The 25,554-nt window shown below is 65.5% G+C and carries 26 protein-coding genes; 12 read left to right on the forward strand and 14 right to left on the reverse strand.

Features of this window, described 5'->3' with window-relative positions; translation table 11 throughout:
- Positions 1-123: 123 nt before the first annotated feature.
- Positions 124-816, forward strand: a complete 693-nt coding sequence (locus tag AKJ09_RS53570; RefSeq protein WP_169928169.1) for a TVP38/TMEM64 family protein — start codon at positions 124-126, stop codon at positions 814-816.
- A 3-nt stretch (positions 817-819) separates the two neighbouring features.
- Here the strand turns inward: AKJ09_RS53570 and AKJ09_RS37255 are convergent, their stop codons facing one another.
- Entirely contained in the window at positions 820-1,653 is an 834-nt protein-coding gene (locus tag AKJ09_RS37255) for a maleylpyruvate isomerase N-terminal domain-containing protein (protein WP_146652602.1), read from the reverse strand.
- Positions 1,654-1,683: 30 nt separating this feature from the next.
- Here AKJ09_RS37255 and AKJ09_RS37260 point away from each other — a divergent pair, with 30 nt between their 5' ends.
- The 4 genes from AKJ09_RS37260 to AKJ09_RS37275 all read left to right on the forward strand — a co-directional run bounded on the left by AKJ09_RS37260 (position 1,684) and on the right by AKJ09_RS37275 (position 4,534).
- On the forward strand, positions 1,684-1,869 hold the full coding sequence (locus tag AKJ09_RS37260; protein ID WP_146652603.1) for a hypothetical protein: 186 nt from the start codon (positions 1,684-1,686) through the stop codon (positions 1,867-1,869).
- A complete protein-coding gene (locus AKJ09_RS37265) occupies positions 1,866-2,399 on the forward strand; it encodes a hypothetical protein (protein WP_146652604.1) in 534 nt (177 codons plus the stop codon). The genes AKJ09_RS37260 and AKJ09_RS37265 overlap by 4 nt, the downstream gene beginning before the upstream one ends.
- A gap of 591 nt (positions 2,400-2,990) precedes the next feature.
- Positions 2,991-3,377 (forward strand): ribosome-binding factor A, encoded by a 387-nt coding sequence (locus tag AKJ09_RS56415; RefSeq protein ID WP_146652605.1) that lies wholly within the window; start codon positions 2,991-2,993, stop codon positions 3,375-3,377.
- Positions 3,374-4,534 carry an RtcB family protein gene (locus tag AKJ09_RS37275; RefSeq protein ID WP_205634081.1) on the forward strand — a complete coding sequence of 387 codons (1,161 nt, stop codon included), beginning with the start codon at positions 3,374-3,376 and terminating at the stop codon, positions 4,532-4,534. The genes AKJ09_RS56415 and AKJ09_RS37275 overlap by 4 nt, the downstream gene beginning before the upstream one ends.
- A 3-nt stretch (positions 4,535-4,537) precedes the next feature.
- On the opposite strand, the gene AKJ09_RS37280 is transcribed toward AKJ09_RS37275, so the two are convergent.
- Entirely contained in the window at positions 4,538-4,978 is a 441-nt protein-coding gene (locus AKJ09_RS37280) for a hypothetical protein (protein ID WP_146652607.1), read from the reverse strand.
- Positions 4,979-5,158: 180 nt separating this feature from the next.
- A complete protein-coding gene (locus tag AKJ09_RS37285; protein ID WP_146652608.1) occupies positions 5,159-5,584 on the reverse strand; it encodes a hypothetical protein in 426 nt (141 codons plus the stop codon).
- A gap of 432 nt (positions 5,585-6,016) precedes the next feature.
- Between AKJ09_RS37285 and AKJ09_RS37290 the strand changes: the two genes are divergently transcribed.
- Complete coding sequence (locus AKJ09_RS37290) at positions 6,017-6,928, forward strand: LamG domain-containing protein (RefSeq protein WP_146652609.1); 912 nt, start codon at positions 6,017-6,019, stop codon at positions 6,926-6,928.
- Between the two features lie 107 nt (positions 6,929-7,035).
- Here the strand turns inward: AKJ09_RS37290 and AKJ09_RS37295 are convergent, their stop codons facing one another.
- The 3 genes from AKJ09_RS37295 to AKJ09_RS37305 form a co-directional block, all read right to left on the reverse strand.
- Positions 7,036-8,520 carry a DUF1552 domain-containing protein gene (locus AKJ09_RS37295; protein ID WP_146652610.1) on the reverse strand — a complete coding sequence of 495 codons (1,485 nt, stop codon included), beginning with the start codon at positions 8,518-8,520 and terminating at the stop codon, positions 7,036-7,038.
- An 11-nt stretch (positions 8,521-8,531) separates the two neighbouring features.
- Positions 8,532-10,217 (reverse strand): DUF1592 domain-containing protein, encoded by a 1,686-nt coding sequence (locus AKJ09_RS37300; RefSeq protein ID WP_146652611.1) that lies wholly within the window; start codon positions 10,215-10,217, stop codon positions 8,532-8,534.
- A 192-nt stretch (positions 10,218-10,409) separates the two neighbouring features.
- Complete coding sequence (locus AKJ09_RS37305) at positions 10,410-11,708, reverse strand: sigma 54-interacting transcriptional regulator (RefSeq protein ID WP_146652612.1); 1,299 nt, start codon at positions 11,706-11,708, stop codon at positions 10,410-10,412.
- Positions 11,709-11,813: 105 nt separating this feature from the next.
- On the opposite strand from AKJ09_RS37305, the gene AKJ09_RS37310 reads away from it, so the two are divergent.
- Both AKJ09_RS37310 and AKJ09_RS37315 read left to right on the forward strand, forming a co-directional pair.
- Positions 11,814-13,235 (forward strand): serine/threonine protein kinase, encoded by a 1,422-nt coding sequence (locus AKJ09_RS37310; protein WP_146652613.1) that lies wholly within the window; start codon positions 11,814-11,816, stop codon positions 13,233-13,235.
- Positions 13,236-13,244: 9 nt separating this feature from the next.
- Positions 13,245-14,057, forward strand: a complete 813-nt coding sequence (locus AKJ09_RS37315; protein ID WP_146652614.1) for a hypothetical protein — start codon at positions 13,245-13,247, stop codon at positions 14,055-14,057.
- Between the two features lie 6 nt (positions 14,058-14,063).
- On the opposite strand, the gene AKJ09_RS37320 is transcribed toward AKJ09_RS37315, so the two are convergent.
- Positions 14,064-15,566, reverse strand: coding sequence for a carboxypeptidase M32 (locus AKJ09_RS37320; protein WP_146652615.1), 1,503 nt, complete (start codon positions 15,564-15,566; stop codon positions 14,064-14,066).
- A gap of 167 nt (positions 15,567-15,733) precedes the next feature.
- Positions 15,734-16,597 carry a polysaccharide deacetylase family protein gene (locus tag AKJ09_RS37325; RefSeq protein ID WP_146652616.1) on the reverse strand — a complete coding sequence of 288 codons (864 nt, stop codon included), beginning with the start codon at positions 16,595-16,597 and terminating at the stop codon, positions 15,734-15,736.
- A gap of 172 nt (positions 16,598-16,769) precedes the next feature.
- Here AKJ09_RS37325 and AKJ09_RS37330 point away from each other — a divergent pair, with 172 nt between their 5' ends.
- On the forward strand, positions 16,770-17,672 hold the full coding sequence (locus tag AKJ09_RS37330; RefSeq protein ID WP_146652617.1) for a LysR family transcriptional regulator: 903 nt from the start codon (positions 16,770-16,772) through the stop codon (positions 17,670-17,672).
- Between the two features lie 15 nt (positions 17,673-17,687).
- Here AKJ09_RS37330 and AKJ09_RS37335 read toward each other — a convergent pair whose 3' ends face one another.
- Positions 17,688-18,173: a hypothetical protein gene (locus AKJ09_RS37335; protein WP_146652618.1), complete on the reverse strand. Its 486-nt coding sequence runs from the start codon at positions 18,171-18,173 to the stop codon at positions 17,688-17,690.
- Positions 18,174-18,403: 230 nt separating this feature from the next.
- Between AKJ09_RS37335 and AKJ09_RS37340 the strand changes: the two genes are divergently transcribed.
- Positions 18,404-19,462 (forward strand): hypothetical protein, encoded by a 1,059-nt coding sequence (locus AKJ09_RS37340; RefSeq protein WP_146652619.1) that lies wholly within the window; start codon positions 18,404-18,406, stop codon positions 19,460-19,462.
- Between the two features lie 111 nt (positions 19,463-19,573).
- A complete protein-coding gene (locus AKJ09_RS37345; RefSeq protein ID WP_169928170.1) occupies positions 19,574-20,023 on the forward strand; it encodes an HIT family protein in 450 nt (149 codons plus the stop codon).
- Here the strand turns inward: AKJ09_RS37345 and AKJ09_RS37350 are convergent.
- From AKJ09_RS37350 to hisH, 3 genes are all read right to left on the reverse strand, one after another.
- Positions 20,020-20,637 carry a hypothetical protein gene (locus AKJ09_RS37350; RefSeq protein WP_146652621.1) on the reverse strand — a complete coding sequence of 206 codons (618 nt, stop codon included), beginning with the start codon at positions 20,635-20,637 and terminating at the stop codon, positions 20,020-20,022. The genes AKJ09_RS37345 and AKJ09_RS37350 overlap by 4 nt on opposite strands.
- Before the next feature lie 75 nt (positions 20,638-20,712).
- Positions 20,713-21,432 (reverse strand): 1-(5-phosphoribosyl)-5-[(5-phosphoribosylamino)methylideneamino]imidazole-4-carboxamide isomerase, encoded by a 720-nt coding sequence (gene hisA, locus AKJ09_RS37355; protein ID WP_146652622.1) that lies wholly within the window; start codon positions 21,430-21,432, stop codon positions 20,713-20,715.
- Positions 21,433-21,437: 5 nt separating this feature from the next.
- Positions 21,438-22,070, reverse strand: a complete 633-nt coding sequence (gene hisH / locus AKJ09_RS37360; protein ID WP_240488720.1) for an imidazole glycerol phosphate synthase subunit HisH — start codon at positions 22,068-22,070, stop codon at positions 21,438-21,440.
- Positions 22,071-22,237: 167 nt separating this feature from the next.
- Between hisH and AKJ09_RS37365 the strand changes: the two genes are divergently transcribed.
- Positions 22,238-23,491 carry a hypothetical protein gene (locus tag AKJ09_RS37365; RefSeq protein ID WP_146652624.1) on the forward strand — a complete coding sequence of 418 codons (1,254 nt, stop codon included), beginning with the start codon at positions 22,238-22,240 and terminating at the stop codon, positions 23,489-23,491.
- A gap of 84 nt (positions 23,492-23,575) precedes the next feature.
- Here AKJ09_RS37365 and argB read toward each other — a convergent pair whose 3' ends face one another.
- A complete protein-coding gene (gene argB / locus AKJ09_RS37370) occupies positions 23,576-24,397 on the reverse strand; it encodes an acetylglutamate kinase (protein ID WP_275936681.1) in 822 nt (273 codons plus the stop codon).
- Positions 24,394-25,458, reverse strand: a complete 1,065-nt coding sequence (argC, locus tag AKJ09_RS37375; protein WP_146652625.1) for an N-acetyl-gamma-glutamyl-phosphate reductase — start codon at positions 25,456-25,458, stop codon at positions 24,394-24,396. The genes argB and argC overlap by 4 nt, the downstream gene beginning before the upstream one ends.
- Between the last annotated feature and the right edge of the window lie 96 nt (positions 25,459-25,554).

The raw sequence follows: 25,554 nt of genomic DNA on the forward strand, positions 1-25,554 counted from the left end.
TCACGGCCCCGTTCCCCGCATTCGAAGGGGTGCACCCCACGTGCCATCGCTCAGGATGACTTCGCTTCTCGGGCGGTGGGCACGAGCGTCGTGTTTGGCCTCTTTCTCGCAAATGCCACGACCATGGCCCGAGAGATTCGCCATCAGGGCCTCCGTCGCGTCGCCGGGGGCGTGCTCCTCGCGGCATTCGTGGCGTTTCTCTGGCTCGTCTGGAACCGCGGACTCCTCACGTCCTGGCAGGAGCACGCGAACCCCTTCGTGTTCTTCTCCGCGATGGCCGTGCTTCCGATCGTCGGAGTTCCGGTCTCGCCTCTCTACGTCGTCGCCGGCGTGACCTTCGACACGTGGATCGGCCTCCTCGGCTCACTGGCTGCGCTCGCCGTGAACCTCGCGTTGAGCTTTTGGATCGCCCGCAGCGGACTCCGCCCGCATCTTCTTCGGTTGATGACGCGCACCGGCCGCGCGCTGCCCGACCTCGAAAACAAGCCGGACAATGCCCTGCGATTCGCGCTCTTCATGAAGCTCGCGCCGGGGCTCCCGCTCTCCTTCAAGCACTACGTGATCGCGCTCGCGGGCGTGCCCTTCTCGGTCTACTTCGCCGTCTCGTTCGTCGTGAGTGGCTTCTATACCGCGGCGCTCGTCGTTCTCGGCGAATCGCTCCTGCACCACGAGATCCGCAGGGCACTCGTGGTCGCCGGAGTCCTCGTCGCCTTGACGCTGCTCATCACGTCGTTGCAACGCCGACGCCGAGCAGCGGGGGGGGCCAGCGACTCGCCGAGTGCGTTCGACGGCACCGCAGGAAGAGAAACGTCCTGATGCTCAGGCCATGATGCAGGTCATGTGCAAGGCCGGCTCGGCGAGCGCTTCGTCGCCCGTCACCTCGACCTTCTCTCGGATGGCGCGTTGGCCGAGCCCCTTCGTCCAGAGCCTCCACGCAACGTCGTCTTCCATCACGAGCTCGCACGTGGGCTCGGCGACGATCTTGGGCTCGAGGACCCACTTCGGCGATCGTCGCGTGAGACAGAACGTGTCGCCCGCGTCGCCCGTGACGACGATCTGGACGGTGGCACCGTCTTCGGCAAGGGCGGCGCCATAGGCGTGGGGGAGTCCGAGCGCGAACGTCACGAGGACCGGATGGAGGTGACGGCGGCTTCGCAGGGAAGGGCGACCGAGCGCATCGCGGAGCTGCGCTTGATGGTGCCACTTCTCGGTGTACTCGCGCGCGATGTCGAACCAGTTGGTGGACGTGCTCTCGCCTGCCCAGGCCACGCTGAAGAGCGCGGGGCTCTGGGGATCGAGCGACTCGAAGAGACGAAGGACGTCGGCATCGGCGTCGGCGATCATCTTCGTCAGGATCGCAGGGCTCAGCCTTCGCGTGGCGAGCATCCAGTCGCGATTGAGTCGCTGGATGAAGGCAACGAGTTCCTCGTAGCTTTTGCCCTCGAAGCGCTCGCCGGTCCACTCGTCGCGCTGCATCGACAGGCGCCGCAGCGATCCATCGAGCAAGTGCGACGTGAGGTCTTTCACCGTTCGATCGGCGTGGATCGTCGGTTTCGACCAGTCTTCGGTCGAGAGGGTGCCGAGGAGGTCGAGGAGCGAGGTGTTGATCTCGCGGAGTTCCTCGAGGAGGTGGAGAGGCCGGCGGGGATACACGTCGCCACCCTACCGTGCCGCGGGCAAGACGTGAACGGCGACGAGAACCCGTTCATCGGCACGGCGACGCGTAAGTGCCTCGTGAAGAAGTACGAGGCGGTGAGGATCAAACCGTTCGCAGGCGGCTGGCCGACCAGCGTGGGGAAGTCTCTCGCCATTCGCTCCGCGCTCGCGAAGCTCGAGCGGGCACATGGCTTGCTGAAACGCGAGCCATGAGAAGCACCCTCGCGCTCGTGGCCGCGGCCTCGCTCGTTTCGCTGCTCGGTGGCTGTTATCAGCACCGCGGCGGCTATTTCTCCTCCACACCCGGCAATCCCGGAAGACCTGCGATCGGATACGAACCCGGGCCCGACGCGATGGGCTGGGAGGCGATGCCGGAGGAGTCGGACGATGCGGACGAAGAGACTGTCATCTTGATTGATCGACGGCAGCTCGCTCGCGCGGCGTACGCGCCCCACTATCACGTGGAGTGGCGAGAGGCGCGTCGCTTCGATGCGACGGCCGCGCGCACGGCGCTCGGCATGACGGACGTCTCGGGCTGCAGGAATCTCGGCGCGCAGGGTTATGGTCACGCGAAGGCGACGTTCAACGCCGATGGACGGATCTCGAAGGTCGTCATCGACGAGCCGCGCGGGCTCACGCGTTCTGCGGTGAAGTGTATCGGCGACCGCCTCGGCAAAGCGACGATGCCGGAGTTCGACGGGAGCCTCGTGACCGTCGGCACCACCTGGTACGTCCCCGAGTGAACGCGTGGCTACGGCCGCGCACGTGACCAATCCATTACGCGTCACGTTCGCGCATCGCTCACGCCGGGCAGTGGTCGCACGCATGCTTCTCGAGCGCCTCACGTGCGCGGACGACACACCGGCGTCGAGCTCTCCGAGGGGCTCGTTCGTCGAGATTCCAGGCGTGCTGCTGCGTCGCGCGGTGCGTCTCGAACTCAGCGACTCGGAAGCAGGGCGGGCAGGGCGGGAAGAGCGCGGAGCTTGGCCCTCGGCGTTCGCCTTGACAGATCACGCGCTATCCGTCAGATCCATGCTCGCGCGCGTCACGATCGTCGGCGCGGCAAGGAGGTGGATCATGAAACCGAATGTAACGAACGGTCTCTCGGGTTTCTCCGCTTCTCTCGTGCAGCTCGTGCAGCTCGCGCAGTTCGCGTCGAGCGTGCAGGGCGCCTGACCTAGCCTTTCTTCGTCGATTCGACGCTCGACGCTTGGCGTTCGAGGTTCGAGGTTCGACGCAAACGGCCGGTCACGCTGCCGCGAGTGGCGGAGCGTGAATCCTTTTTCGTGCGACGCGCGATCTACGAAGCGCGTCGTGCGTGGAGCCGTTTTGTCATGCGACGTGATGGTCACGATGAACAGGGCGCGGCCGGCTATCGGCACGCGCGCCTGCAAGGAATCCTTTTCGAAGAATTGTCTGCATTGCTACGCGACGACGTTTCGGATCCGACGCTGAACGGCGTTCGGATTACCAGCGTCGTCTTGTCCGTCGACTACCGAAATGCACGCGTTCACTTCGCCGCCCCGCAGGTGAGCGATGCCGCTGTCGATCGAGCCGGTCTCGAGAGAGGTCTCGCTCGCGCGACACCATTTCTGCGTGCTCGTCTTGCCGAAGGTCTCGACCTAAAGCGAATCCCGGAGCTTCGCTTCGTTTTCGACGGCGCGGTCCCTCCGCAGGCGGAGGAGGAATCGCGCGAAGGGAGGTCACCTTGTTCCGAGTGATCTTCGAACCCGACCGCGGGCAGCGCGTGCCGATACGCCTTTGGGCACGGCACGTCGGACCCGACACGATTCGCCAGCTGCAGAGGCTGGCGAGCCAGGACTACGTCGTTGAATTCGTTGCCGCCATGGCCGACGCCCATGTCTCCGAAGGGGTGGCGGTCGGAAGCGTCTTCGCGACGGAACATACGCTCGTTCCGGCGGCACTCGGCGGCGACCTCGGATGTGGCATGTCTGCCCTTCGAATCGACGTCGACGCGTTCGGATTGGATCGACGGACGCTCGAGATCGTCGTGTCTCGACTCGGGCGTGCGATACCCACGGGGGACGCGACGCACCGCGGAGGTGGCGCGTCTCGCGCGAACTTGCCCGAGGGATTGCTCGAGACACCGCTCTCGACGCGTTCCCTCGAGCACACTCGCGAGGCGCTCCTCGGGCGACATCTCGGAACGCTCGGAGGAGGAAATCACTTCCTCGAGCTCGATCGCGACGCCGATGGAGGAGTCTGGCTGCTCGTCCACTCGGGCTCTCGCGGACTCGGCGGTGCGATTGCGAGTCACCATGCGCGAGCGGCCGAAGAGCGGAACGCTCATGGGCTTGCGGGTATGGATATTCGCGAATCCGCTGGCGCGGCCTATTGGCAAGATCTCGAATGGGCCATTCGGTTCGCTCGAGAAAACCGGAGAGCGCTCGCGACGCGAGCTCTCGAGATCCTGAGCGACGTGCTCCACCGAGAGGTGACCGCCGCCGACACCATCGACGTCCATCACAACTTCGTCGCGCGGGAAGAATGGTTCGGCCGACCGCTCTTCGTGCATCGCAAGGGGGCCATCGCGGCTCCTCGTGGCGATCGAGCTCTGATTCCGGGATCGATGGGCACGGCGAGCTACGTGGCCTTCGGGCTCGCAAACGCTGATTCCTTCGGCTCGTGTTCCCACGGTGCAGGCCGCGTTATGACTCGCACCGAGGCCCGCCGCACGATCCGCCCGAAGGCCTTCGCCGAGAGCATGCGCCGTGTCGTCTATCCCGACGCACTCGCACGACGACTCGTCGAAGAGGCGCCCTGCGTCTATCGAGACATCCGCGAGGTCCTCGACGATCAGGAAGACCTCTTGGTACGAACGATTCGCCTGGAACCCCTTGCGGTGTTGAAGGGCTGAATTCTAGCCCCCATCGGTGACGGGGCTCACGCCTGCGTCGCCGATGGGGATTTCCCAGGCGCTCGAGGGCGCCACCTCGAAGCCACCGCAGCATCCCTGGTCGCGGTGGTCTTCGATGGTGCGCACCTCCTCGCGCGTGCCGTTGGTCTTCGTCCTCACGTGGACGGAGCATTCGCCGGCCGCCGTACCCGCGATCGTGTATTGCTCGCACCCCGCGATGAACCGATCGCCACCACGCCGGTCGTCGGTGCAGTTCGCCTTGGCATCCCGGCAGGCCGCGCCGGTGAGCGCGATCTCCGTCACTTCACCCTTCGGTGCATGGACGATCACGAACCCGCCCATCTCGCAATCGCAAACGGTCTTGCTCTCGCCGCACCCGTGGAGGCCTATGAACACGAACGCTGCGAGTGGCGGCACGGACAGGAGCAGGGAGGTCCTGAGCATCGGCGCGCCGAGCGCAAGGGATGTGCCCGCTCGATTGCCTCGCAAATCGCGTGCACCCCAGCGCACCGACTCTGATCACGCTGTCGCGGTCGGCGACCAACTCGCCATCGTCTCTAGTGGCGACATCCCTCGGTGCGCGTTTAGGATCGGACGTCGAGAGTCCCTGGAGCGCGGTGCGCGTCAGACGGCTGCGGCCAGTCCGATGGTGACCGCGGAGGAGAGGAGCCAGCCGAGAAAGACGGAGAGGCGCAGCACTTCGATGAACAGGCCCTTCCGGCTCGGGCGTGCGGTGGCGAGGCTGGCGCAGAACCAGAGGGGGGCGAAGAGGACCGACACGAACGAGAGGCCGAGAAGCGAGCAGTCTTCCGGCCTGGCGGTCGACCCTCTTGCAAAGAGGCCCGTGACGAGCGCGTAGGCTGCGAAGAGCATCGGAGGCGCTGCGCCGACGGCCCAGAGGTTCAGGGCGGAGGCCACGCCCTCAGGATGCTTTTTGCCGATGCTCGCGTACCCCAAGGTGAGGGCGGTCGCGAGGAGACCGAGCACCGAACCCAGGAGGGCAATGGCCAGGTGCTGTTCGAAAGGTGTCTCGTAGGCCAGCGAGTCCATTCTAGGAGGATAGCTGTCGGCAGAGATTCCCGCTCGCGACAGTACGAGGCGAACCGTTCGGTCGTTGCGGTCGCGCCGTTGACGTGCCCTTGACGTTTCGGTGACTTCGGCCCCGCAGCGGCGTTGAGAGTCATCGTGGCGATCGCCTCCGTACTTCCGGTCGTCGTGCGTCCGGCTCTTTCGAGCTCCGTGCGGCGATGATGGCCGACATTGTGGTGTCCAGCGATGCGGTGGGGAAGCATGGAGAAAGATTCGTTCCGCGTCAGGAGGGATGGCGTTGGCCCTGCGAGCCCAGCGGCGCGCGCACGAAGACGGACGCGAGGATATCCGCGGTCAACCTGCTGCTTACGTTGACTTCCCGCGTTGGCAAAACCCTACTCAGCGCGTATCCGCCATTGCTGCTTAGTCGATGATTCAATATAGTTTGCAAGCATGCCCTCTGGATTGGATCGCTTGAGGCGCGTGGCGCTGGCGGGCGTTGCGGCGGGTCTCGCGGGCAGCGTCCTCGCGGGCAGCGTCCTCGCGGGCAGCCTGCTCGCGTGCTCGCTGATCGTCGCCGGTGACCTGACTGGCGGAACGCCGTCGAACACTTTCGGCGAAGAGGCGGATTCCCGAGCGCCCGATTCGGCGACGGACGGGGACGCGCTACTGGAACCGGAGGCCGGCAACCCGAGCTACGTGGCAGCGATCCTCGCCGACGGCCCTGTCGCCTACTGGCGGTTGGGTGAAAAGACAGGCGCGACCTCGGCGAAATCCGAGGTTGGCGCCGTTGGGTGTGCGCTGAACGGGCCGATGACGTGGGAAGCGTCAGGCGCGATTGCACGCGACGCGAATACCGCCCTTCGACTCGACGGAAACGGGGCGCTCGACTGCGCGGACCGTTTCGATTTCCCCGGGGCGCTCCCGTACACGCTCGAGGTTTGGGTGCACGCCGAGACCATCGACACGACCTACCGCTTCGTGTTCACGAAGCGCGACGAGGCAGCTGCTGGTGGTACGGCAGCGTACGCCATGTGGTTGCATCAGCCCGAAGGACTCGGCTTCGAGCGTTTGTTCGATGGGAAGAGCAAACTCGTTTCTATGCCCTTCGCGACCGGGACGGCATTTCATCACGTCGTCGGCGTGTACTCGGGAACGGAGTTGCAGCTCTACTTGGACGGCGAGTTCGTCACGAATGCGCCCGATGCACGTTCGTCGCCGCCGATCTCTGCGCCGCTCGCCATCGGCTCGCTTTCGCTCGGAACGTCGTCTGGATTCGTAGGTGCTCTCGATGAAGCAGCAATCTACGAGAAGGCGCTCTCACCGGAGCGCATTCGCGCACATTACCAGGCTGCAGGGCGTTAATCGCGTTCGAGACCGGGCAGGCCCGCAATCGACGAGCTTTAGTGAGTAACTGAGTTGCGCTGTAGCTCCGAATCGGTATTCGCGAACGTGAATCGCGGAGCTCCGTCCTAACCGAAAAAGCCCGGCAGATAGTTGCTGCGACCGTTGAAGTTCGCTCCGGAGATCTGCATGGCTTGAAGCATCGTGTAGTAAAAATCGCCAAGGTCCGTATTCCAAGGGGCGGCGATGTACTGACCCTGATGCATGCCGATGTTCTTCCCTCCGAGCAGGATCGTGGGCAGGCTGTGTGTCTTGTGGTCCATGCTGTGACCGTGGCAAGTGCCGATCAGCATGACTGCGTTGTCGAGCGGCGTATTGCCGTTCGGCTCTGCGGGCATGGAATCGAGCTTCAGCGCGAGCCGTGCGGCCAAGTTCATCGCCACCCGCGTATAGGCGAACCACTCCTCGATCGCCTGAACGTTCCCGTCCGTGGCGGCGTGAACGACGTCGAAGTGGGTATCGTTGGCATTGGAGTGATACGTGATCTTCTGGCCGCTCAGTCCGACGAAGTCACTCGCGTAGGCCACCCTCGAGCTGTACGCAGAATCACCGTTCGCTTCGGTGTCCGTCATGATCGTTGCGATCGGCATGGCGTCCGAAGCCAGCGCGAGAGCCGTGACGTCCACCATCATGCGGAGCGTGGCGAGCCAATCCAATGGCCCGCCACTCAAGGCCGGATCGTAGGTTGGTGCCGATGGGCACAGGGATGGCGCCGCGGCGGTCAGGTTCTTCTCGACGTCCCGGATGTTCTGTAGATACGAATCGACGCGCGCCTTGTCGTCTTTGCCCAACTTCTTCTGGAGCGACGTCACGCTTCCCTGGACGTAGTCGAGAATGCTCTTGTCGTCCGCCAAGCCTGCGGCGGCCGCTGGCTCGCTCTGCGTACACTTGCCAAAGAGCTGATTGAAAACTTTCATCGGATCGCCAATCTTGGGCACGAGGTGATTCCCGCCCAGTCGCGAGTTCGACGAGATGTATCCCGCGTGTCCGCCCTGTGCTTCGGTGCCATCGAGCGAGCTGGGGTTGAACACGATCGTCGAGCCGGGCGTGAACCCCATGGCATTCGCGATATGCTGATCGATGGAGTCTGGAGGAGTGTTGGCGGTGGTCGCGGTTGCCTGGGCGCTCGTCCGCCACGCGGAGGTCAGCCACGCTGTCGTTGCCAGCGAGTGATTGACGTCGCTCCCATCCACGTCGTCCGGCAACGTACTCAGCCCGCTGACGATCATCATCTTTTGCCGAAGGGAGGCGAACGGCTCGAGATGCGCAGGCATGGTCGCTGTGAGGGCGCCTGCCTTGGCCGGATGCCATGCTCCGATGCCCAAACGAGCATCGTCCGGACCAAGTTCGTAATAACGGGAGGCGTCGTTCTTCGTGCGGTCGTAGCCATGGCCCCACATTCCGAGGGACGGGAAGAACGCCACGAAACGTGGGCTCGTGGCCGGCGTCGCCGATGCACGTCCGGGCCGACCCATGATGTCGAGTGACGGGAGCAGGATCGACACGCCGAGCGCTTTGAGGAAGCTACGGCGCGGAAGTCTGAAATTCCTCATGGTTCGTCCTCTCAGTAGTTGACTTTGCGGCTGCGGAAGGTCGGATCCGTCACGAGTCGCAGGACCAAGTCGGAAAACCTCTTGGGCTGGCTCACACTCGACTCCGCGATGGCTGCGGTCGTGCAGAGTTCCGCGTTTGCCGTCATGTCCCGTCCCTCCGCAAAGGAGGCGAACCGCTTCGTGAAGCATTGGGCGAAGCGATTGTCCGACCGGAGAATATCCTCGAGCTCCATGAAATTCGCGAACGTCTCTCCGGTTGGCAGTTGTCCGGATGCATCGACTGGCGCGCCATTCGAGTACGCGGTGCGATAGATGCCGGCCGCATCGTAGTTTTCGTACGCGAAGCCGATGGGGTCTAAAGTTCCGTGGCATGCCTTGCAGCTCGAGCCCTGCTCGGTGTGCTGGGAGAGCCTCTGGCGAATCATGGATTCGTCTTGCAGATCTCCGTTGGGGGAAGGGGGAAGCGGCGGAACATTGGCCGGTGGCGCTCCCACGCCGGAGCACAAGATCTGCTCGAGGAGCCACTTGCCTCGGCGCACGGGCGCGGTGCGATTGGCCACCGACGTGAGCGCCAGGATCGAGGCATGAGTAAGGACACCGACGCGGTGATCATCGAGCGGAACCTTCGTCGGCACCGAGCCCGTCGCGCCCCCTATGCCGTAATGCTCGCTCATGTTCCGATCGAGGAAGCTGTACTTCGCGCTGACGAAATCCATGACGCTCTGGTCTTGCGCAAAGACGTTGTCGACGAACGCGAGCGTCTCGTTCTTCATCGAAGCCTTGAGGCTGTCGTTCCAGGTCGGAAAGCGGGTCGTATCCAGGTTGGTGAGTTCGAATCGATTGAGTTTCAGCCACTGGTACCCGAATCCGCGTGAGAGATACGAGATCCGCGGGTCGGCGATCATGCGGCGTACGTGGCTCGTCAGTACCTCCGTCTGCTGGAGGCGGCCTTGAGAGGCATCGGTCAGAAGGGGGTCGTCTGGGATCGAGCCCCACATGAAAAAGGAGAGGCGGCTCGCCAACTCGTGGTCGGTGAGGGGCGTCGACTCGGCGCTCGAGGGAGGGAGCTCGTAGACGCGAAAAAGAAAGCGTGGCGAGACCAGGATGGCCCTCACTACGACCTTCAAGGCGTCGGTGAAGACGGGGCTGCTGGAAGCCTTGTAGAGTGCCATCAAGCTCGTGATCTCGTCGTCGGGTGGCGGTTGGCGAAACGCCTTCGTCGCCAGAGACGTGATGATTGTCTTGGCGCACGCGTCGCCCGAGATGCACGTGAGCAACGGATTCGGATTGGCGGCGAACACATCGTTCGCGACCAGTTTGGCTACATTCCAGTAGTCGTTGACCACGCTCAGCGAGAGATTTTGGGCCTCGGCTTCGGTCGTAAAACCTGCGAGGCCCTCGGCGTCCTCGGAGAAGGTGGCGGAGTAATCTTTGTTCAGGCCGAATAGATCGCGGATGACGTTGTTGTATTCGAGTTTCGTGAGGCGCTGGACGGGAGCAGGAGAGAGAGCACACGGCCCGCTCGCTCCGGCGACGCCACTGGTTCCACTCGAACCATCGCTTGGTTGATTCGTACGCGAGTCGTCAGCTCCGCCGAAGTACCCCTTGCAGCCTTGCGTCATGGCGCTCCCGACCAAGAGAATCGAGGCGAAGACCCACAGCGCCGAGGTGTTCGACTTCGCGCGTTCGTTTGCCATCCGACATCTCCTTGGCCGTCGCCACCATCGTCACGACCTTCGCGCGCGCACGACGTATGGCGCGGTGCTCCACCAGACAGCAACGCGCGTGCCGTGGTGCGACGCCGGATCGTGCGTGAAATCAGGGCCGGAACGACGAGCCGTTGTGCACGTTCTGGCGAACTGTGCGATCCGTGCACAACGCGGCGGTCGTCACTTCTTTCGAGGGCGGGGGATGCCGTACTGCTCGAGGCGTGAAATGAGCGCCCGCCTGGAAATTCCCAGTGCGCGCGCGGCGTGCGTCTGATTGCCCGACAGTTGCTCGAGCGCCTCCACGATGCGCTCCTTTTCGAGAGCATCGAGGGCGTTGCTCAATGGACGAACGACGTCACCCGAGGATCCGAAGGTCAGTCCGAGATCGGACGCCGCGACGCGATCGGCCGAAGCCAGCACCGCCGCGCGCTCCACGGCACTCCGTAGCTCGCGCACGTTCCCCGGCCAGGCATACGAGAGCAGCAGGTTTCGCGCATCGGCGGAGAATGCGAGCGGTGCACGACCCGCTCGCGCGCAGGCCTCGGCCAAGAAGCGCTCCGCGAGCTCCATGATCTCCGAGCGTCGCTCGCGAAGTGGAGGGATCGTGATCGAGATCCCGTTGAGACGGAAATAGAGGTCCTTGCGGAACGCCCCGTCGGCGATCTGCGCACCTAGCTCCCGATTGGTTGCCGCGAGAAAGCGTACGTCGATCGCCTTGGGTCGCACGCTGCCGAGACGGAGTACGTTGCGCCCCTCGATGACGCCGAGGAGCTTTGCTTGTGTGCTCAGCGGCATCTCCCCGACTTCGTCGAGGAAGAGCGTGCCGCCGTCGGCCCCTTCGATGAGGCCCGGCTTTGCACCTACCGCGCCGGTGAACGCGCCTCGCTCGTAGCCAAAGAGCTCGGCCTCGAGCATGGACTCTGGAAACGCCGCGCAGTTGAGATGGACGAGCGGCCGGTGAGCGCGAGGTGACTGCGCGTGAATCGACTCGGCGGCTCGGTTCTTTCCGGATCCGGTCTCGCCTAGCAGGAGCACGGTGAGCTCGCTTTTCGCCACCGTGGCGAGCAAGGTAAGGAGCGCTTGCGCGCGTTCGCGAGCCTCTTGCCCCGGCGTGCTCGGCTCGGTCGAGGGGCCCGGCGGCTGCTGCACGGCGACCAGTGCGGGACCTACCTCGACGAGGTCGCCAGGCGAAATCGAGACTTTCGCGCCGGCCTGGATGCGTGCGCCGCGAACGCGGACACCGTTGGAGCTGTTGGCGTCTTCGATGGCGACGGGATCGCCGCCGTAAATGCGTGCGTGAACGCGGGATACGAGCGGATGATCGATGCGTAACGTACAGTCGGCGCCGCGGCCGACAGTGATGGTTTCGCCCGGAGCGAGCCAGTAGGTGGCGCTGCCCGATTCCCACACGAGGACGAGCCGGGAACGACCGACCCAGTTCGTATCGTCGAGAAGCTCGGGAGCCGTGCGATCGTCCATCGGTGCGCTCGCTCTGTCTGAGGTCTACCCTGCGGAGCGCACCTTGGGAATCCCTACCGCCGCACGCTTGGTGCACGCCGAATTCCGCTGATATCGTCGAAGTCGATGCCTGCGAATGGGCCAGCCACAGAGCGCGCGAAAGGTGCTCTCCTCGGTGGCCGCTATTGGCTCGACGACGAGATCGCCTCGGGAGGCATGGCCACCGTGCACCTGGGCCGGATGGTCGGGCCAGCGGGCTTCTCGCGGACGGTTGCCATCAAGCGGCTCCACCCCCATCTCGCGAACGACCCGGCGTTCGGCTCGACCCTTCTCGACGAGGCCCGGCTTGCCGCACGGGTTCAACACCCGAGTGTCGTTTCCGCGCTCGACGTGGTTGCCGCCGGTGGCGAGCTGTTTCTGGTCATGGACTATGTGGTCGGTGAGTCGCTCTCGTACCTCGTTCGGCTGGCGGCCGACGACGGCGGCAGGCTGCCCGTTCCCGTTGCCATCGGAATCATGACGAGCGTGCTCGGTGGCCTTCATGCTGCGCACGAGGCACGCAGTGTGCACGGTGAGCCACTCGCGCTCGTTCATCGGGACGTGTCTCCTCAGAACGTGATCGTCGGGAGTGACGGCATCGCGAGGCTGCTTGATTTCGGCATCGCCAAGGCCGCCTTTCGCTTGAATTCCACGCGGGACGGACAGCTCAAGGGGAAGCTCCGTTACATGGCGCCGGAGCAGCTTCACGCGGGCAGGGTCGATCGCCGGGCCGACGTGTACGCTGCGTCGGTCGTGCTCTGGGAGGCTTTGACGGGCAGGGCCCTTTTCTCGAGCCAAGACGCCGGACCGCTCGTCCGCGAGATTCTGCACGGAGACGTTCCGGCGCCGAGCCAGTTCGTTGCCGGGCTTCCTGCGGGGCTCGACGACGTCGTGCTCAGGGGCCTCGCGCGAGATCCGCAGAGTCGCTTTCCGACCGCGATGGAGATGATCGAGGCGCTCGAGCACGTGGAAAACCCGGCGACGTCGCGCGTCATCGGCAAGTGGGTTGCCTCGACGGCCTTCGCGAGCCTCGCCGCGCGTGCCGCCCTGCTCGCACGTATCGAGAGCGGGAGCGCGCAGGCGCTGCCGGCGCCGCCGCCGCCAACGGCCGACTTACCGACCCAACTCGACATCGTTCACACGCCGCCGGCGACGGTGACCGCCGCTATCTCGATTGGGCGCACGGCGCCGCCTATCCGGCGCGTTGCATCGTGGGCGGCCATCATCGTGCTCGCATCGTTGGGAGCCGTCGCTCTCGGCAGCTCGCTGCGTGAACGTGCGCCAATCGGAACGACGCCTTCCTCCGGTGTGGGCGCGGCCGTCCCGTCGGTCGAACTTCCGTCCTCGCCGAATCCCACGTCCGCGCCTCCCATCACTGCGCCGTCGGCGACCGCCGTCGCTACGCCAAAGGCACACACGGGGCCGGGACACACGGCTCCGTCCAAGAATTGCAATCCGCCTTGGGTTCTCGAAAACGGAAATAAGCGATTTAAAGTGGAGTGCCTGTAAACTGACCCGGTGCGTCTCCGATCGTTTTGCGTGCTCGCCTTCTTGCTTGGGTCGTCGTCCGCCGCGCACGCCGACGACAAGATGGATTGCGCAACGGCTCATTTCGAGGGGCAGAACCTCCGCGATGCGGGACAGTTCACGAAGGCTCACGAGCGCTTTTTGAGCTGCACGAGAGACCGTTGCCCGCGAGCCATCCAAGAGGAGTGCGCAGGATTCCTCGCAGAGATCGAGCGGATTCGACCTTCGATGGTCATCGAAGCGATCGACGAGCATGGCTCGACGATCCTCGACGTCCGCGTCAGCGTCGACGGAGTGCCGCTTGCCGATCGCCTGACGGGGCTTTCGATGAACGTCGATCCGGGCGAACACGTTCTCCGCCTCACGCTCCGCGACGGCACCGCCAAAGAGCAACGCATCGTCATGCTCGCCGGCGACCATGCCAAACGCATCCGTGTCCGTTTCGATGGTGCGCCACCGGCGAAGCCTGCTGGGGCCGCCTCGTCCACCGAGCAGAGCAAAGGTGTTCCGACGTCCGCTTGGATTCTAGGCGGCGTCGGGGCGGCCACCCTGGTGAGCGGGGTGGCCTTTGGAGCCATGGCGCTGTCGGACCATTCCGGCTTCGATGCCTGCGGTGCAACGCGCACGTGCGATTCCGGCGACGTTCGCTCGATGCACACGAAGGCGCTCGTGGCGGACATCTCGTTTGCCGTCGCGGCGGGGGCCGCGATAGCCGCGGTCGTCCTCGTTCTCACGAACGGTCACGAGACGCCTCACGCGGCCGCCCACCTCGCCCACGCTATCGGCGCGCCTGTGTCCTTCTGACGTTCGTCACGATCCTGCGGTGTCGTTCAGGTAGCGACGCCGCAGGTGTCGAAGGAGCGCGTCGGGATCGAGTCCACGACCCGTGGCGCGCTCGAGGATCGTGTTCGTGTCGAAGCGGCCGCCGTGCTGGTGGACGTTGTCGTGGGCGTAGGTCCGAAGGCCCGTGAAGTCGCCGCGGGAGAGCTCCGAGAGAATCGAGGGACGCGCGGCAACGGCCGCGGCGAACAGCTGTGAGGCGGCGATGGCGCCGATCGTGTAGCTCGGGAAGTAGCCGAACGCGCCCGTGGGCCAGTGGACGTCTTGCAAGCAACCGTCGCGATCGGTTTCGGGACGAACGCCCACGATCCGTTCCATCGCGTCGCGGAAGGCCGAAGGCAGATCCTTCACGGCGAGATCGCCCGAGAGCAGCGCTCGCTCGATGTTGAAGCGGACGATGATGTGGAGCGGGTAGGTGGCCTCGTCGGCCTCGACTCGGATGAAGCTGCGCTCGACGCGGAGCGCGTGACGCGAAAGTGCGTCGAGGTGGAGCATCGAGGGACTCACGTCGAGGTATTGGGCAGCGGCGCCCGCCAGATATCCGAGGAACTCGGGCGTGCGGGACGCCTGCATCTCCATCAGAAGCGACTGGCTCTCGTGAAGACCCATGCCGGGCACGGCGCCGACGGGCTGGCGCGTCCATGCGCGGGGCAATCCCATTTCGTAAAGGGCGTGTCCGCTTTCGTGAATCACGCCGAGCACGCTGGAGAGAAAGTCCGCCTCGTCGTAGCGCGTGGTCATGCGCACGTCTTCGGCCGCGCCACCGCAGAACGGATGCACGCTCACGTCGAGGCGACCACGCGTGAAGTCGAAGCCCATTCGTTCGGCGAGGTGACGGCCGAGCGCCGCCTGGCGTTCGACCTTGAACGGCCCCACGAGCTCGGGGGCCTCGCCTGCGCGCGCCTGTGCGGCGAGGATGGCGTCGACGAGCGGAGGCAGCTCGCGCTCGAGACGCGCGAAAAGAGGCTGGAGCGACGCCTCGCGCGCACCGGGTTCGTATTCGTCGGCGAGGGCGTCGTAGACGGAGAGCTTCATCCTCGAGCCCTTGGCTTGCCCCACTTGCCGCGTCAGGTTCACGACCTCGGTGAGCTTCGGAAGGAGGCTCGCGAAGTCGTCGTTCTTCCGAGCCGTCCGCCACGCGAGCTCGCAGCTCGACGTTGCTCGCGAGCGCGCCTCCACCAGGTCGGCGGGCACGGCGGCCGCGTGCACCCAGCTCCGACGCATCGCGACGAGGTTGTCGCGCTCCCACTCGTCGCTCGGTGGCGAGGCCTCCGCCGACGCCAGGAGCTCTTCCATGTCCTCGCCGGCGATGGCTTCGTGGGCGAGGACGCGCAAGGTCCCGAGCTGCGCGCCTCGAAGATCGCCGGACCCCTCGGGCATCATCGCTTGAGCGTCCCAATCGAGTTGGTCGGCCGAGCTCCGCAGGAGATAGTGGCGATCGAAGCGCTGGCGAAGCTCGCGGTAGGCGGTCATGCCGGCAGTGTAGTCGGTTTCGGCGATAATCGGCGCCCGCTCGCTTCCGGCAGATCGCCGAAGGGCCCGGCGATCGAGACAGGCTCTTCGTCCCAGGCGGGCCGGGGCTCGGCTCGGAGAGCCTCGAAGAGCTCGTCCATGCGCTCGACTGCCAGCTCGATCGCGCGTCAGCCGGCTGAAGACGCCGCGTAGTGCGCAGCAATCTCGTCGCTCGTCGTGAGCCATACGCCTTCGTGCGCGGCCACGTAGGCGAGGGCCTTTTCCAGATACTTGTGGCGAAAGGGCTGACCAATCACGAATGGGTGCAGCGCCAGGGCCATGACGCGCCCTGAATCTTTGCTGTCTTCGTAGAGCTGGTCGAACTGGTCGACGATCATCCGATAGAACCCTTCGCCCGAAAGGCTCTTTCCGACGAACATCGATATGTCGTTGAGTTCGATGGCATAAGGCACCGAGAGCATGCCCGGAACGCGGAGCGCGAACGGCTGATCGTCGGCGACCCAATCGAGCACGTACGAAAGACCCAGCTCGCGCAGGAGCCTCGGGGTGTCGAACGTCTCGGAGAGGCCGGGGCCCATCCATCCATGGACCGGCCGCTCGGTGGCGTCGGTGATGGTCTTCACCACGTCCGCGAGATAGCGGCGCTCTTCCTCGATCGGCATCCCGGCCTGGAAGATCGAGTTGTTCTTGCCGTGTGCCACCCACGCCCAATCGCGCTGTTTTCCGGCAGTGATGATTTCCGGGTAATGGTGAACCACGTCGGAATTGAGGAGAACGGAGGCGCGCATTCCGTATTTGTCGAGTGCGTCCGCCACCCGCCAGATTCCGACGCGCGGCCCGTAATCCCGCCAACCGAAGTTGAGCGGATCGGGCTTCAGGTGAGCCGTTCCCGCGAAGATGCTGGTGGCCGGCTTGTCGACCTCGTAGTGCTCGACGTTCACGCCGACGTAGAAGGCGACGCGCGCCCCGTTCGGCCACGTGAGCTTCGGGCGCTGAACGATGGGGGAGTACGAATAGAGCTCGTTGTCCATGGAGGGCCTCCGCTTTCCGAAACGTGGGCAAAGCTCGACCGCTCGTTCCCGCAGGTGGGAACGTCGCTTCGCCGTCGAGCACGAGGAGAACCATAAAGCGCGTCGCTGCTCCGGAGAACGAGGCTAAAGTTCCAGAGACTTCGGACAAGAATGTCCGGAATCGAGAAAGACCATGGATAGTCTCGGCTCGCTCCAAGCGTTCGTTCAGGCTGCCGACGCTCGAAGCTTCACGATCGCGGGGCACAAGCTGGGCGTCTCGTCGTCGGCCGTCGGAAAAGCCATCGCGAGACTCGAAGAGCGCCTCGGTGTTCGGCTCTTCCACCGTTCGACGCGCACGATGACCCTGACACCCGAGGGAGAGCTGCTGCTCGAACGGTGCCGGCGTATCTTCGCCGAAGTCGAGGCCGCGGAGCTGGAGCTCGCGCAGACGCGAGGGGCACCACGCGGCAAACTTCGGGTCAGCATGCCCATCGTCGGCATGCTGATGATGCCCGCGCTCACCGCCTTCATGCGGGCCCACCCGGCCATCGAGCTCGAGCTCGACTTCACCGATCGCCTCGTCGACGTCATCGAGGAAGGCTTCGATGCCGTCGTGCGCGCGGGAGAGATCGACGATTCACGCTTGATGAGTCGCGCGCTCGGTACCTTCCACCTGCTTCTCGTCGGAGCGCCTGCGTACTTCGCGAAGGCCGGCACGCCGCGCGAACCGGGCGACCTCCTCGAGCATGCTTGCCTCCAGCACCGCTTTGCGACCAACGGCAAGCTCGAACGATGGCCGCTGCGTCGCGGTCGCAAAGACCTCGACCTCGAGCTGCCCACCACGGCGGTCGCGAACACCATCGAGCCGCTCATCGAGATGGCCACGCAAGGACTCGGCATTGCGTGCCTGCCCGACTTCGCGATCCGGCGACAACTCCGCGAGGGAACGCTGGTAACGGTGCTCGACCGCCACGTGCATCACGCGGGCGTCTTTCGACTGCTCTGGCCTTCGAGCCGCTACGTTTCGCCGAAGCTGCGCGTCTTCGTCGACTTCATGGCTCGCCACCTCTTCGGGTCCCGCGAGCGGCAGCCCTGAGGCGCGACGCGATCGTCACGTTCGATGGGGCGCGCGGTTGGGCGGAGCGTCGATCGGCTGATCGTTGCAGAGCATGCAGCCGAGCTCGTGGAGGTAGACGTGGTGGACTTCGCACTCGCCGTGCGTCGGGAGTTCGTCGGGGATCCACGCGTCTTCCGACTCTCGTGGAATTGCCGACATGGGAAACGCGATGATCATTGCGCGAAGTCGTTCGAGCGCCGGGAGGATGCTCTCCGGGCGAGGCTCGAATCCGAGGAGCTCCCAATTCGACTTTGCCAAGGCCGCGTCGACGACGGCCAGGATGAAGCGTTTCTCGTTTTCGAAGTCCTCGTGCGTCCACCCGAACTCGGATACTTCGAGTCCGGCTGTGCCGAGGCCGACGCGCGATGCGTCGTGCTGGATGAGGAAATACGCAAAGCGCTTTTCCCAATCCGTTGTTGCGAATCGACACGCGGCAAGGCTCAAGACGTCGAGCAGCACGGCGGTGAGCCCATTGCTCATCGGAACGACGGGGCCATCCGAAACGCGTTGACTCGTGAGGAGGGTACCCAAGGGCGATTCGCTTTCCGCTCGAGCTCGAGCATTCCTTACGACGCGGCGCGCCGCGAGCTACGACAGGTGACCAACAGAATACATGTGTCCTCGTCTCGAGGTGGATTGTGCGGTCGAATCGTGACGAGCACGTGTCTGCGTCCTTGCCGCGCGTCGGGTGGTCGTTCAGGCTTGCCCGCGTGAAGCTGGGCCGACGTCCGTTCGTGGTTGGTGGTGCGCTGGTTTCGTTGACGGGCGTCGCCGGTGCATCGCAGGGAGCTTGTGGCGGCCAGGTCGCCGAACCCGACGGAGAACCGCATCGGTGGTCGCCTCCGCCGACCGATGTTCCGGACTCGTCGACACCACCTTCTCCGCCGGCCTGGTGCAAGGACCCTGCACCCAACACGCCACTTCGCGCGCTGACGGGCATTCGTGGCTACCCGCCGTATCCGGCGATGACGCTCTATTCCTATACGACCGCCGAACAGGTTGCAGGGCTCCGGAACGGCGATCCGCTCTTCACGAAGGTGACCACGGATAGTGGAGATCGCGGTTACCTCTTCGACATTCTCGCAGCGGTCGCAAAACGAGGAAGTGCGGCCGCCGCGCTGCTCGAGGGCCCTCGTTACGAGAAGGGCCGTTTCGCGTGGCCGTTCTTGGCGGGCACCCGCATCTCGCCGGAAGACTACGGCGACGAAATCATCGCGATGACGCTCAAGCCCGAGGCCATCGTCGCGTACGTCGGGGCAGAACACGGGGATATCTCGTTCATCGATTCCACGGGCTCGCGGTTGACCGACGATGAGGCGCTGGCGATACCCGAGCGGATTGGCGCCGTCTTCTTCTTCAACGGCGAAGCCATCTTTTCGGGGACCGTCGGTTCGGGCTGCTACGGCGCGACGACCAACCGCGCCGTCGCGTATCGCGAGTTCTACCTCGGCAACATCGATATGGTGGCCGAGTGGAGTCTCGGAACACAGGCCATCGTCGATCGCTTGAGGGACGAGGCTGCGGATCTCCGAGGGCTCGTTGCGGACCTCGATTGCACTGGCATGGTCGGGCCGTCGTGCGCCGACATCGTCGATGCATGGGTGTTGCATCGCGACAAGCGAGTCGACTGCATCCTGGCGTCGCTCGCCTTTGCGAGCGAGAGCGGCTATCCGGTCGCGCGGTTGGGAACGCTCGCGGACGAGCTCGAGGCCCTGGTGTTCACGCCGAATCCATTCGTTGGCGCCGGCGCCGGCTCGAGCCAGCCCTAGTCGATGCGGCGACTCGACAAGCCACAGGCGCTCGCCGCGCTCGCCGAGGCCCGTGCGTCGATTCCACCGCAATTCCGACAATGCGTGATGTGCGCGCTTGCTGCTAGCGCGATGAAACCGAATCTCTTCATTCGCGAAACCGAACATGCGGTTTGCGTGTTGAATGCATTCGGGTCGATGCCTTCCGACATGCTCGTCGTGGCCAAACGCCACCTGCCGACGCTCGCCGAGGTGCCCTGGGAGGTCCACGAGGACATGTCGCGACTCGCCTGGGAAGCGGGCCGCGTGCTCGAGCGTCGAGGCGCAAAACGCGTTTATCTCGCGCAGCTCGGGTCTCCAGCGGATATCCCGACGAGCTACGCCCACGCGCACGTGCACGTGATTCCGGTGACCACGACCGACGAGAGCGCGCGGCCCGCGGTGGTTCTCTCGTGGAGCAGCGGTGTCATCGCCTACGATCCAGGTGAGGGCGAAGCGCTCGCGGCGTCGCTCGCCGCTTCGTTCCAGGAGTCACCGTCGACGGTGACGGGCACGTTCCGACGTTCCAAATTCCGAGACTAGAAACCGCCGCCGATCGCGAACGCGTAGAAGCGGTCAGCGTTCCATGGCTCGAACGAATAGGCCGCGAGCCGTATTGGGCCGATATCGAAGCCGACGAGCGCGCCAGGATCGACCGTCGTGCGCTCGAGAAAGCGCGTCCGCTGCAGAACGAATCCGGCACGTAAGAACGACACCGGCCGGATCGTGAGCTCCGACCAGTTGTAGAGGAAGCTCGCGTCGGGCGTTTCGCCGTCCCAAACGAATTCGCTCTCCGACGTGAGCTCGAGCTTCCAGAGCTTGGCCTCGATTTCGAGTCCCGGTGCGGCGCCGCGCGTGCGGCCCAGCACGACGCCGATCATCGGCGTGATGGTCAGCTCGAGCGGATCCCAGAGCCGCACGTCGAAGTTGCGACCGAGAAACACCGACGCGGTGCGGAAGTTCTCGTAGTTGTAGCGAGCCTCGATGTGGATGTTCTTCACGTCGACGCTGCCGATGACGAGCACGGTGTCGTCGGCCTTCGGCTCCCAATACCAATATCCTTCCGCGTAAGCCGAAATCGGCTTGGGCGCCGCGTCCTCGCTGCCCGCCGTGCCGCCGGCCATCGACGCGAGCGCGAGCGCGAGAGCGCTGACCATCGCGGGAGGCGCTGCAGTGCGCGTTCCAGGCGCCTGCGTCCCGATGGCGCTCGTGCGCGTCGTTTCGGCGCCGCGTCAGTGCGCGGTGGCGGCGGCGATGGCGTCGTCGAGTGTGAGCGAGCCGTCGTAGAGGGCTCGACCGACGATGGCACTCTCGACGTTGGGGAGCGCGGCGAGCGCCGTGAGATGCGCAGCGGTGCCGACGCCGCCCGAAGCGATGACGGGGAAGGGGGAGCTCTTGGCGAGTGCGCCGGTCGCTTCGACGTTCGGCCCGCTCCCCGTGCCGTCGCGCGCGACGTCGGTGTAGAGGACCGCGCCGATCGGGACGTCGCCGAGAGAACGGACGAGGTCGACAGCGGTGATCTGCGAGGTCACCGTCCAGCCGTCGGTGGCGACGTAACCATTCTTCGCGTCGACAGCGAGGACGACCACGCCGGGGTAGGCGCGCGCCAGCTCGCGGACGAGCTCGGGATCTTTCACGGCCGCCGTTCCGAGAACGACGCGTTTCGCGCCGAGAGCGAGATAACCCTCGAGCGCCGCACGCGAGCGAACACCGCCACCGACCTGCAACGCACCACCGAAGGCCTCGGCGATCTCTCGGACGCGATCGCGCTGGACGGGCTCGCCTGCCTTGGCGCCTTCGAGGTCGACGACGTGGAGCAGATCGATCTTGCCGCGCAGGCGGCGTGCGACGGCCGGGGGATCGGCGTCGTAGACCGTTGCCTCCTCGTAGCGGCCCTGGTGGAGACGGACGGCCTTGCCGTCGAGAAGGTCGATCGCCGGAAGGATGCGCATGACCGTTACCTCGCGAAGAAGGACGCGAGCAGCGCGCGCCCTGCAGCCTGGCTCTTTTCCGGGTGGAACTGCACGCCAAGCACGTTGTCTTTGCCGATCGCGCTCACGAAGCGCATGCCGTACTCCGTCGTGGCGAGCGCGACGGAGTCATCGCTCGGAACCACGGCGTAGCTGTGCGCGAAGTAGAAATGGTCGGGCACGGCGCCGAGCGACGACCGCGCGGAGTCGTTCGTGGGCTCGACGGCATTCCAGCCGATATGAGGAAGGGGGTAGGCGACGCCGCTCGCGGGGTCGACCCCGCAAACCATGCGGCGAACGTGGCCGGGGAGGACCGCGAGCCCCTTCGCACCCGGCGCCTCTTCGCTGTCTTCGAAGAGCACCTGCATGCCCAGACAGATCCCGAGATATGGCTTGCCTCGCGCGATGTGCTCTTGGAGCGCGTCGGCGAAGCCGCCCTGGACCGACTGCGCGAAGGCGCCGAACGCCCCCTGGCCGGGAACCACGACGAAGTCCGCATGGGCGAGCTCTGCCGGCACCCCGCTGACCACCACTTCGAACGTCTTTGGCGCCGTACGTTCAACGGCCCGAACGACGCTCCGAACGTTGCCGACCCCCGTCTGACAAATGACGATGCGCACGTCGGGGAAGCCCATAGCACGCGCCAGTGCTCCCGTGTTATGCCGAGTTCGAACCGCAGGCGAGAACGCACGTGAATCGACTGGAAAACAGGGGCACAGAACCGGGCGTTCGCAACCACGTTCGCAACCATGTCCGCACCGATTCGCAATCGCGCGTACTGGGCATCGTGCGGGCCGGCAGAGGTTCGATCGCCACGCTGGCGATGGCGGCGCTTCTCGTCGCTGCGTGTGGGGGGTCGTCGTCCAGGGCGAACACGCCGACGGCGCACGTCGCGGACCACTGCCCCGACATGGCCAAGCCGGACGAGCTCAGTGCGTTCGACTTCGCCACGGAGTATGCGCTCTCCCACGCCGCTGCGGACAAGCTCAAGGCGGCCGCGCTCGCCACGATGGAGGTGAGCACGCTCGCCGACAAGCTCGACGCCGATCTCGGCATCGCGTGCGCGCAGATCGCGACGGACCTCGGCACCAAGGGCGACTGGCGAAGCGGTAGCGACGCGTGCGCTGCCGCGATCAAGGCCGTCCATGACGCGCGTGCGAAGGTCGGCTCCAAGGCGACCGCCAAGCTCGTGACCATTCCGCCGCTCTGCACGGTGGACGCGAGCTTGATGACGAAGTGCGCGAGCATCTGCGATTCGTCGATCCCCGCCGATCGCGTGAAAGCCGAGTGCCCGCTCAAGGCCGGCCGCTGCGACGGCAATTGCGACGGCAATTGCGAGGTGAAGTCCGCCAAGTGCGATGGCAACTGCGCGGGCACGTGCGAGGGGCAGGTCAAAGGCATCTGCGGCGGCCGCTGCCGCGGAACCTGCGATGGCAAGCCCTCCTCGAGCGGCTGCGCAGGGATCTGCGTGGGCACGTGTGACAAGGGCGCGATCAACGGCGAGTGCAAAGGCACCTGCTCGGGATCCTGCAAGGCGAAGGCGCCCGGGATCTGCAACGGCATCTGCACGGGAGCGTGCACCGTGGAGCTCTCCGACGCGCGGTGCGCCGGCGAATTCAAGACGCCCGATGTCAGCACGGACTGCCGCGCGCGTTGCGAGCTCGCGGTGATGAACCAGACCGAGTGCGCGACGCCCCAAGTCGGCCTCGTCTTCTCGGGAACGCTCTCCGGTCGCGAGCGCGAGACCGCCGAGTCGATGAAGAACGCCGTCGACAGGTCGTTCCCGAGCCTCCTCAAGATCCTGAACGAGCTCGGCGACGACGCGGGAAAGCGCGTCCTCAACGCGCAGGCCGTGATCGAAGGCGCGCGTACCGGCTTGAAGGACATGGCCATGTCGGGCGGTGCCTCCACGGCGGCAGCGTCGGAAGCGCAGCTCACGAAGTGCTTCGACGCTCCGTTCAAGGCCGGTGCGGCCCAGGCGGGTGCGGTGAAGGCGGAGCTCGATCAGGCGCTCGGCGTTCGCGACGAAGTGACGAAGTAGTTCGTCTTCGCACGGCGCAAAGAAAACGGGCCGCCTCGTTTGCGAGAGCGGCCCGTTTCGTTTCGTTCGGAGTGGAGCGGGGCGTCAGGCGACGAGCACGGTGCCGACGCTTCCCGGCTCTTCGACGGCACGTGCGAGATCGCCGCGCGACAGACGTCCCACGATGTGGACCGCGCGAACGCCCTCGGCGATGGCCGCGAACGATTCCTCGAGCTTCGGAATCATGCCCTTGGTCACGACGCCTTCCTCGATGGCGCGCTTGCCGTCTTCGAGCGTCATCTTGCCGATGCGCGACGAGGGGTCGCTCACGTCACGAAGGACGCCAGGTACGTCGGTGACGAGCACCAGCGCACGGGCGTCGAGGCGGATGGCGACCTGGTTGGCGACGGCATCGGCGTTGATGTTGAAGAGGTTGCCCTTCGCATCGGAGCCGAGGCAGGCGAGCACCGGGACGTACCCGTCCGCCGTGAGCAGTGCGATGAGCGCATCGTTGACGCCGATCACGTCGCCGACGAAGCCGAAGTCGATCGGGTCGGGGCCGCCGCCCACGACGACCTTGGCCGGGCGCTTGGTGGCGAGCACCGTGCAGGCGCTCGCGCCGTGCAGACCCACAGGCTTGGTTCCCGCGGCGACGAGGGCTGCGCAGAGGTCGACGTTGACCTTGCCCGCGACGGTCATCTTCATGACCTCGAGGGTGTCCTGATCGGTGATGCGTCGACCGCCGACGATCTTCGGCGTCTGACCGAGGCGCTTCTGCAGATCGGTGGCCTGGGGGCCGCCGCCGTGGACGAGCACGACGGGCGTACCCTCCGCGCGCATCTCTGCGACGTCGGCCGCGATGGCCGCCATGTGGGGGCCTTGAACGACCTCGCCACCGAGCTTGATGATGACGGGACCTTTGTTCACGGCCAGCCTCCCGGATCTTCGAGCGTGGTGCGCTCGTCGACGCCGAGCATCAGGTTCATCGACTGGATGGCTTGGCCTGCGCCGCCCTTGATCAGGTTGTCGGTCACCGAGAAGCACGCCACGACGCGCTTGCCGGGCTCGGCGCCGTCGGTGCCGGGCTGGACGCCCACTTCGCAGAAGTTCGTGCCGCTGACGGCGGCGACCTCGGGGAGGCGCTTCTCCGGGACGCGGACGAAGGGCTCGCCCTTGTACGTTTCCTTGTAGAGTGCACGAATCTGATCCGCGCTCGTGCCCTCGGAGACGTGCGCGAAGCACGTGGCGAAGATGCCGCGCGAGAGAGGCGCGCTCACGGGGACGAAGCGGATGTCGACGTTCTTGGCGCCGGCGTCGCGCAGCGTCTGCGTGATCTCGGGGATGTGCTGGTGATCGAGCGGCTTGTACGTGCGCAGATTGACCGCCCGAACCGGGTGGTGCGTGCCGGCGCTCGGAACGACGCCGCTGCCCGACGAGCCGGTGATGCCCACGACTTCCACCGCGCCGTCCAGCAAGCCTGCCTTCGCGAGCGGCATGAGCGCGAGCTCGATCGTGGTGGCGAAGCAACCCGGCGAGGCCACGTACTTCGCCTTCTTGATCGCGTCGCGGTTGAGCTCCGGCAGGCCGTAGACGAACGTGCCGTCGGTCAGGCGCTCCGGGCACGGATGCTCGGCGTGGTAGTACTTCTTGTAGAGCGCGGCGTCGCGAAGACGGAAGTCACCCGAAAGGTCGACGACGCGTGCGCCGGTCGCCATGAGCTCGGGCATCTTGGTGGCCGAGACCTTGTGGGGGAGGCCGAGCAGGACCACGTCCATGCCCTGCGCCGCTTCCGCGGGCGACATGCCTTCGAACTTCAGGTCGGTCCGGCCTTCGAGGTTCGGATGGGCCGCCGAGAGGGGCTCGCCGATGAAGTCGACCGACGCGACGCGGACGAGCTCGACGTCCGGATGGAGGAGCAGGCGTCGGATGAGCTCACCGCCGCCGTAACCGCTGCCGCCGATCACGGCGGCCTTGAAGCGCTTCGTCATGGCGAGACGAAGCTAGCGAAAAGGCCACGCGAGCAACAGGGCGCTCGAGCACGATCGCGGGAGCGAACCGAGCCTATCGGCGAAATGGCGCAGTAC

It is taken from the genome of Labilithrix luteola, from assembly GCF_001263205.1.
Taxonomy (GTDB): domain Bacteria; phylum Myxococcota_A; class Polyangia; order Polyangiales; family Polyangiaceae; genus Labilithrix; species Labilithrix luteola.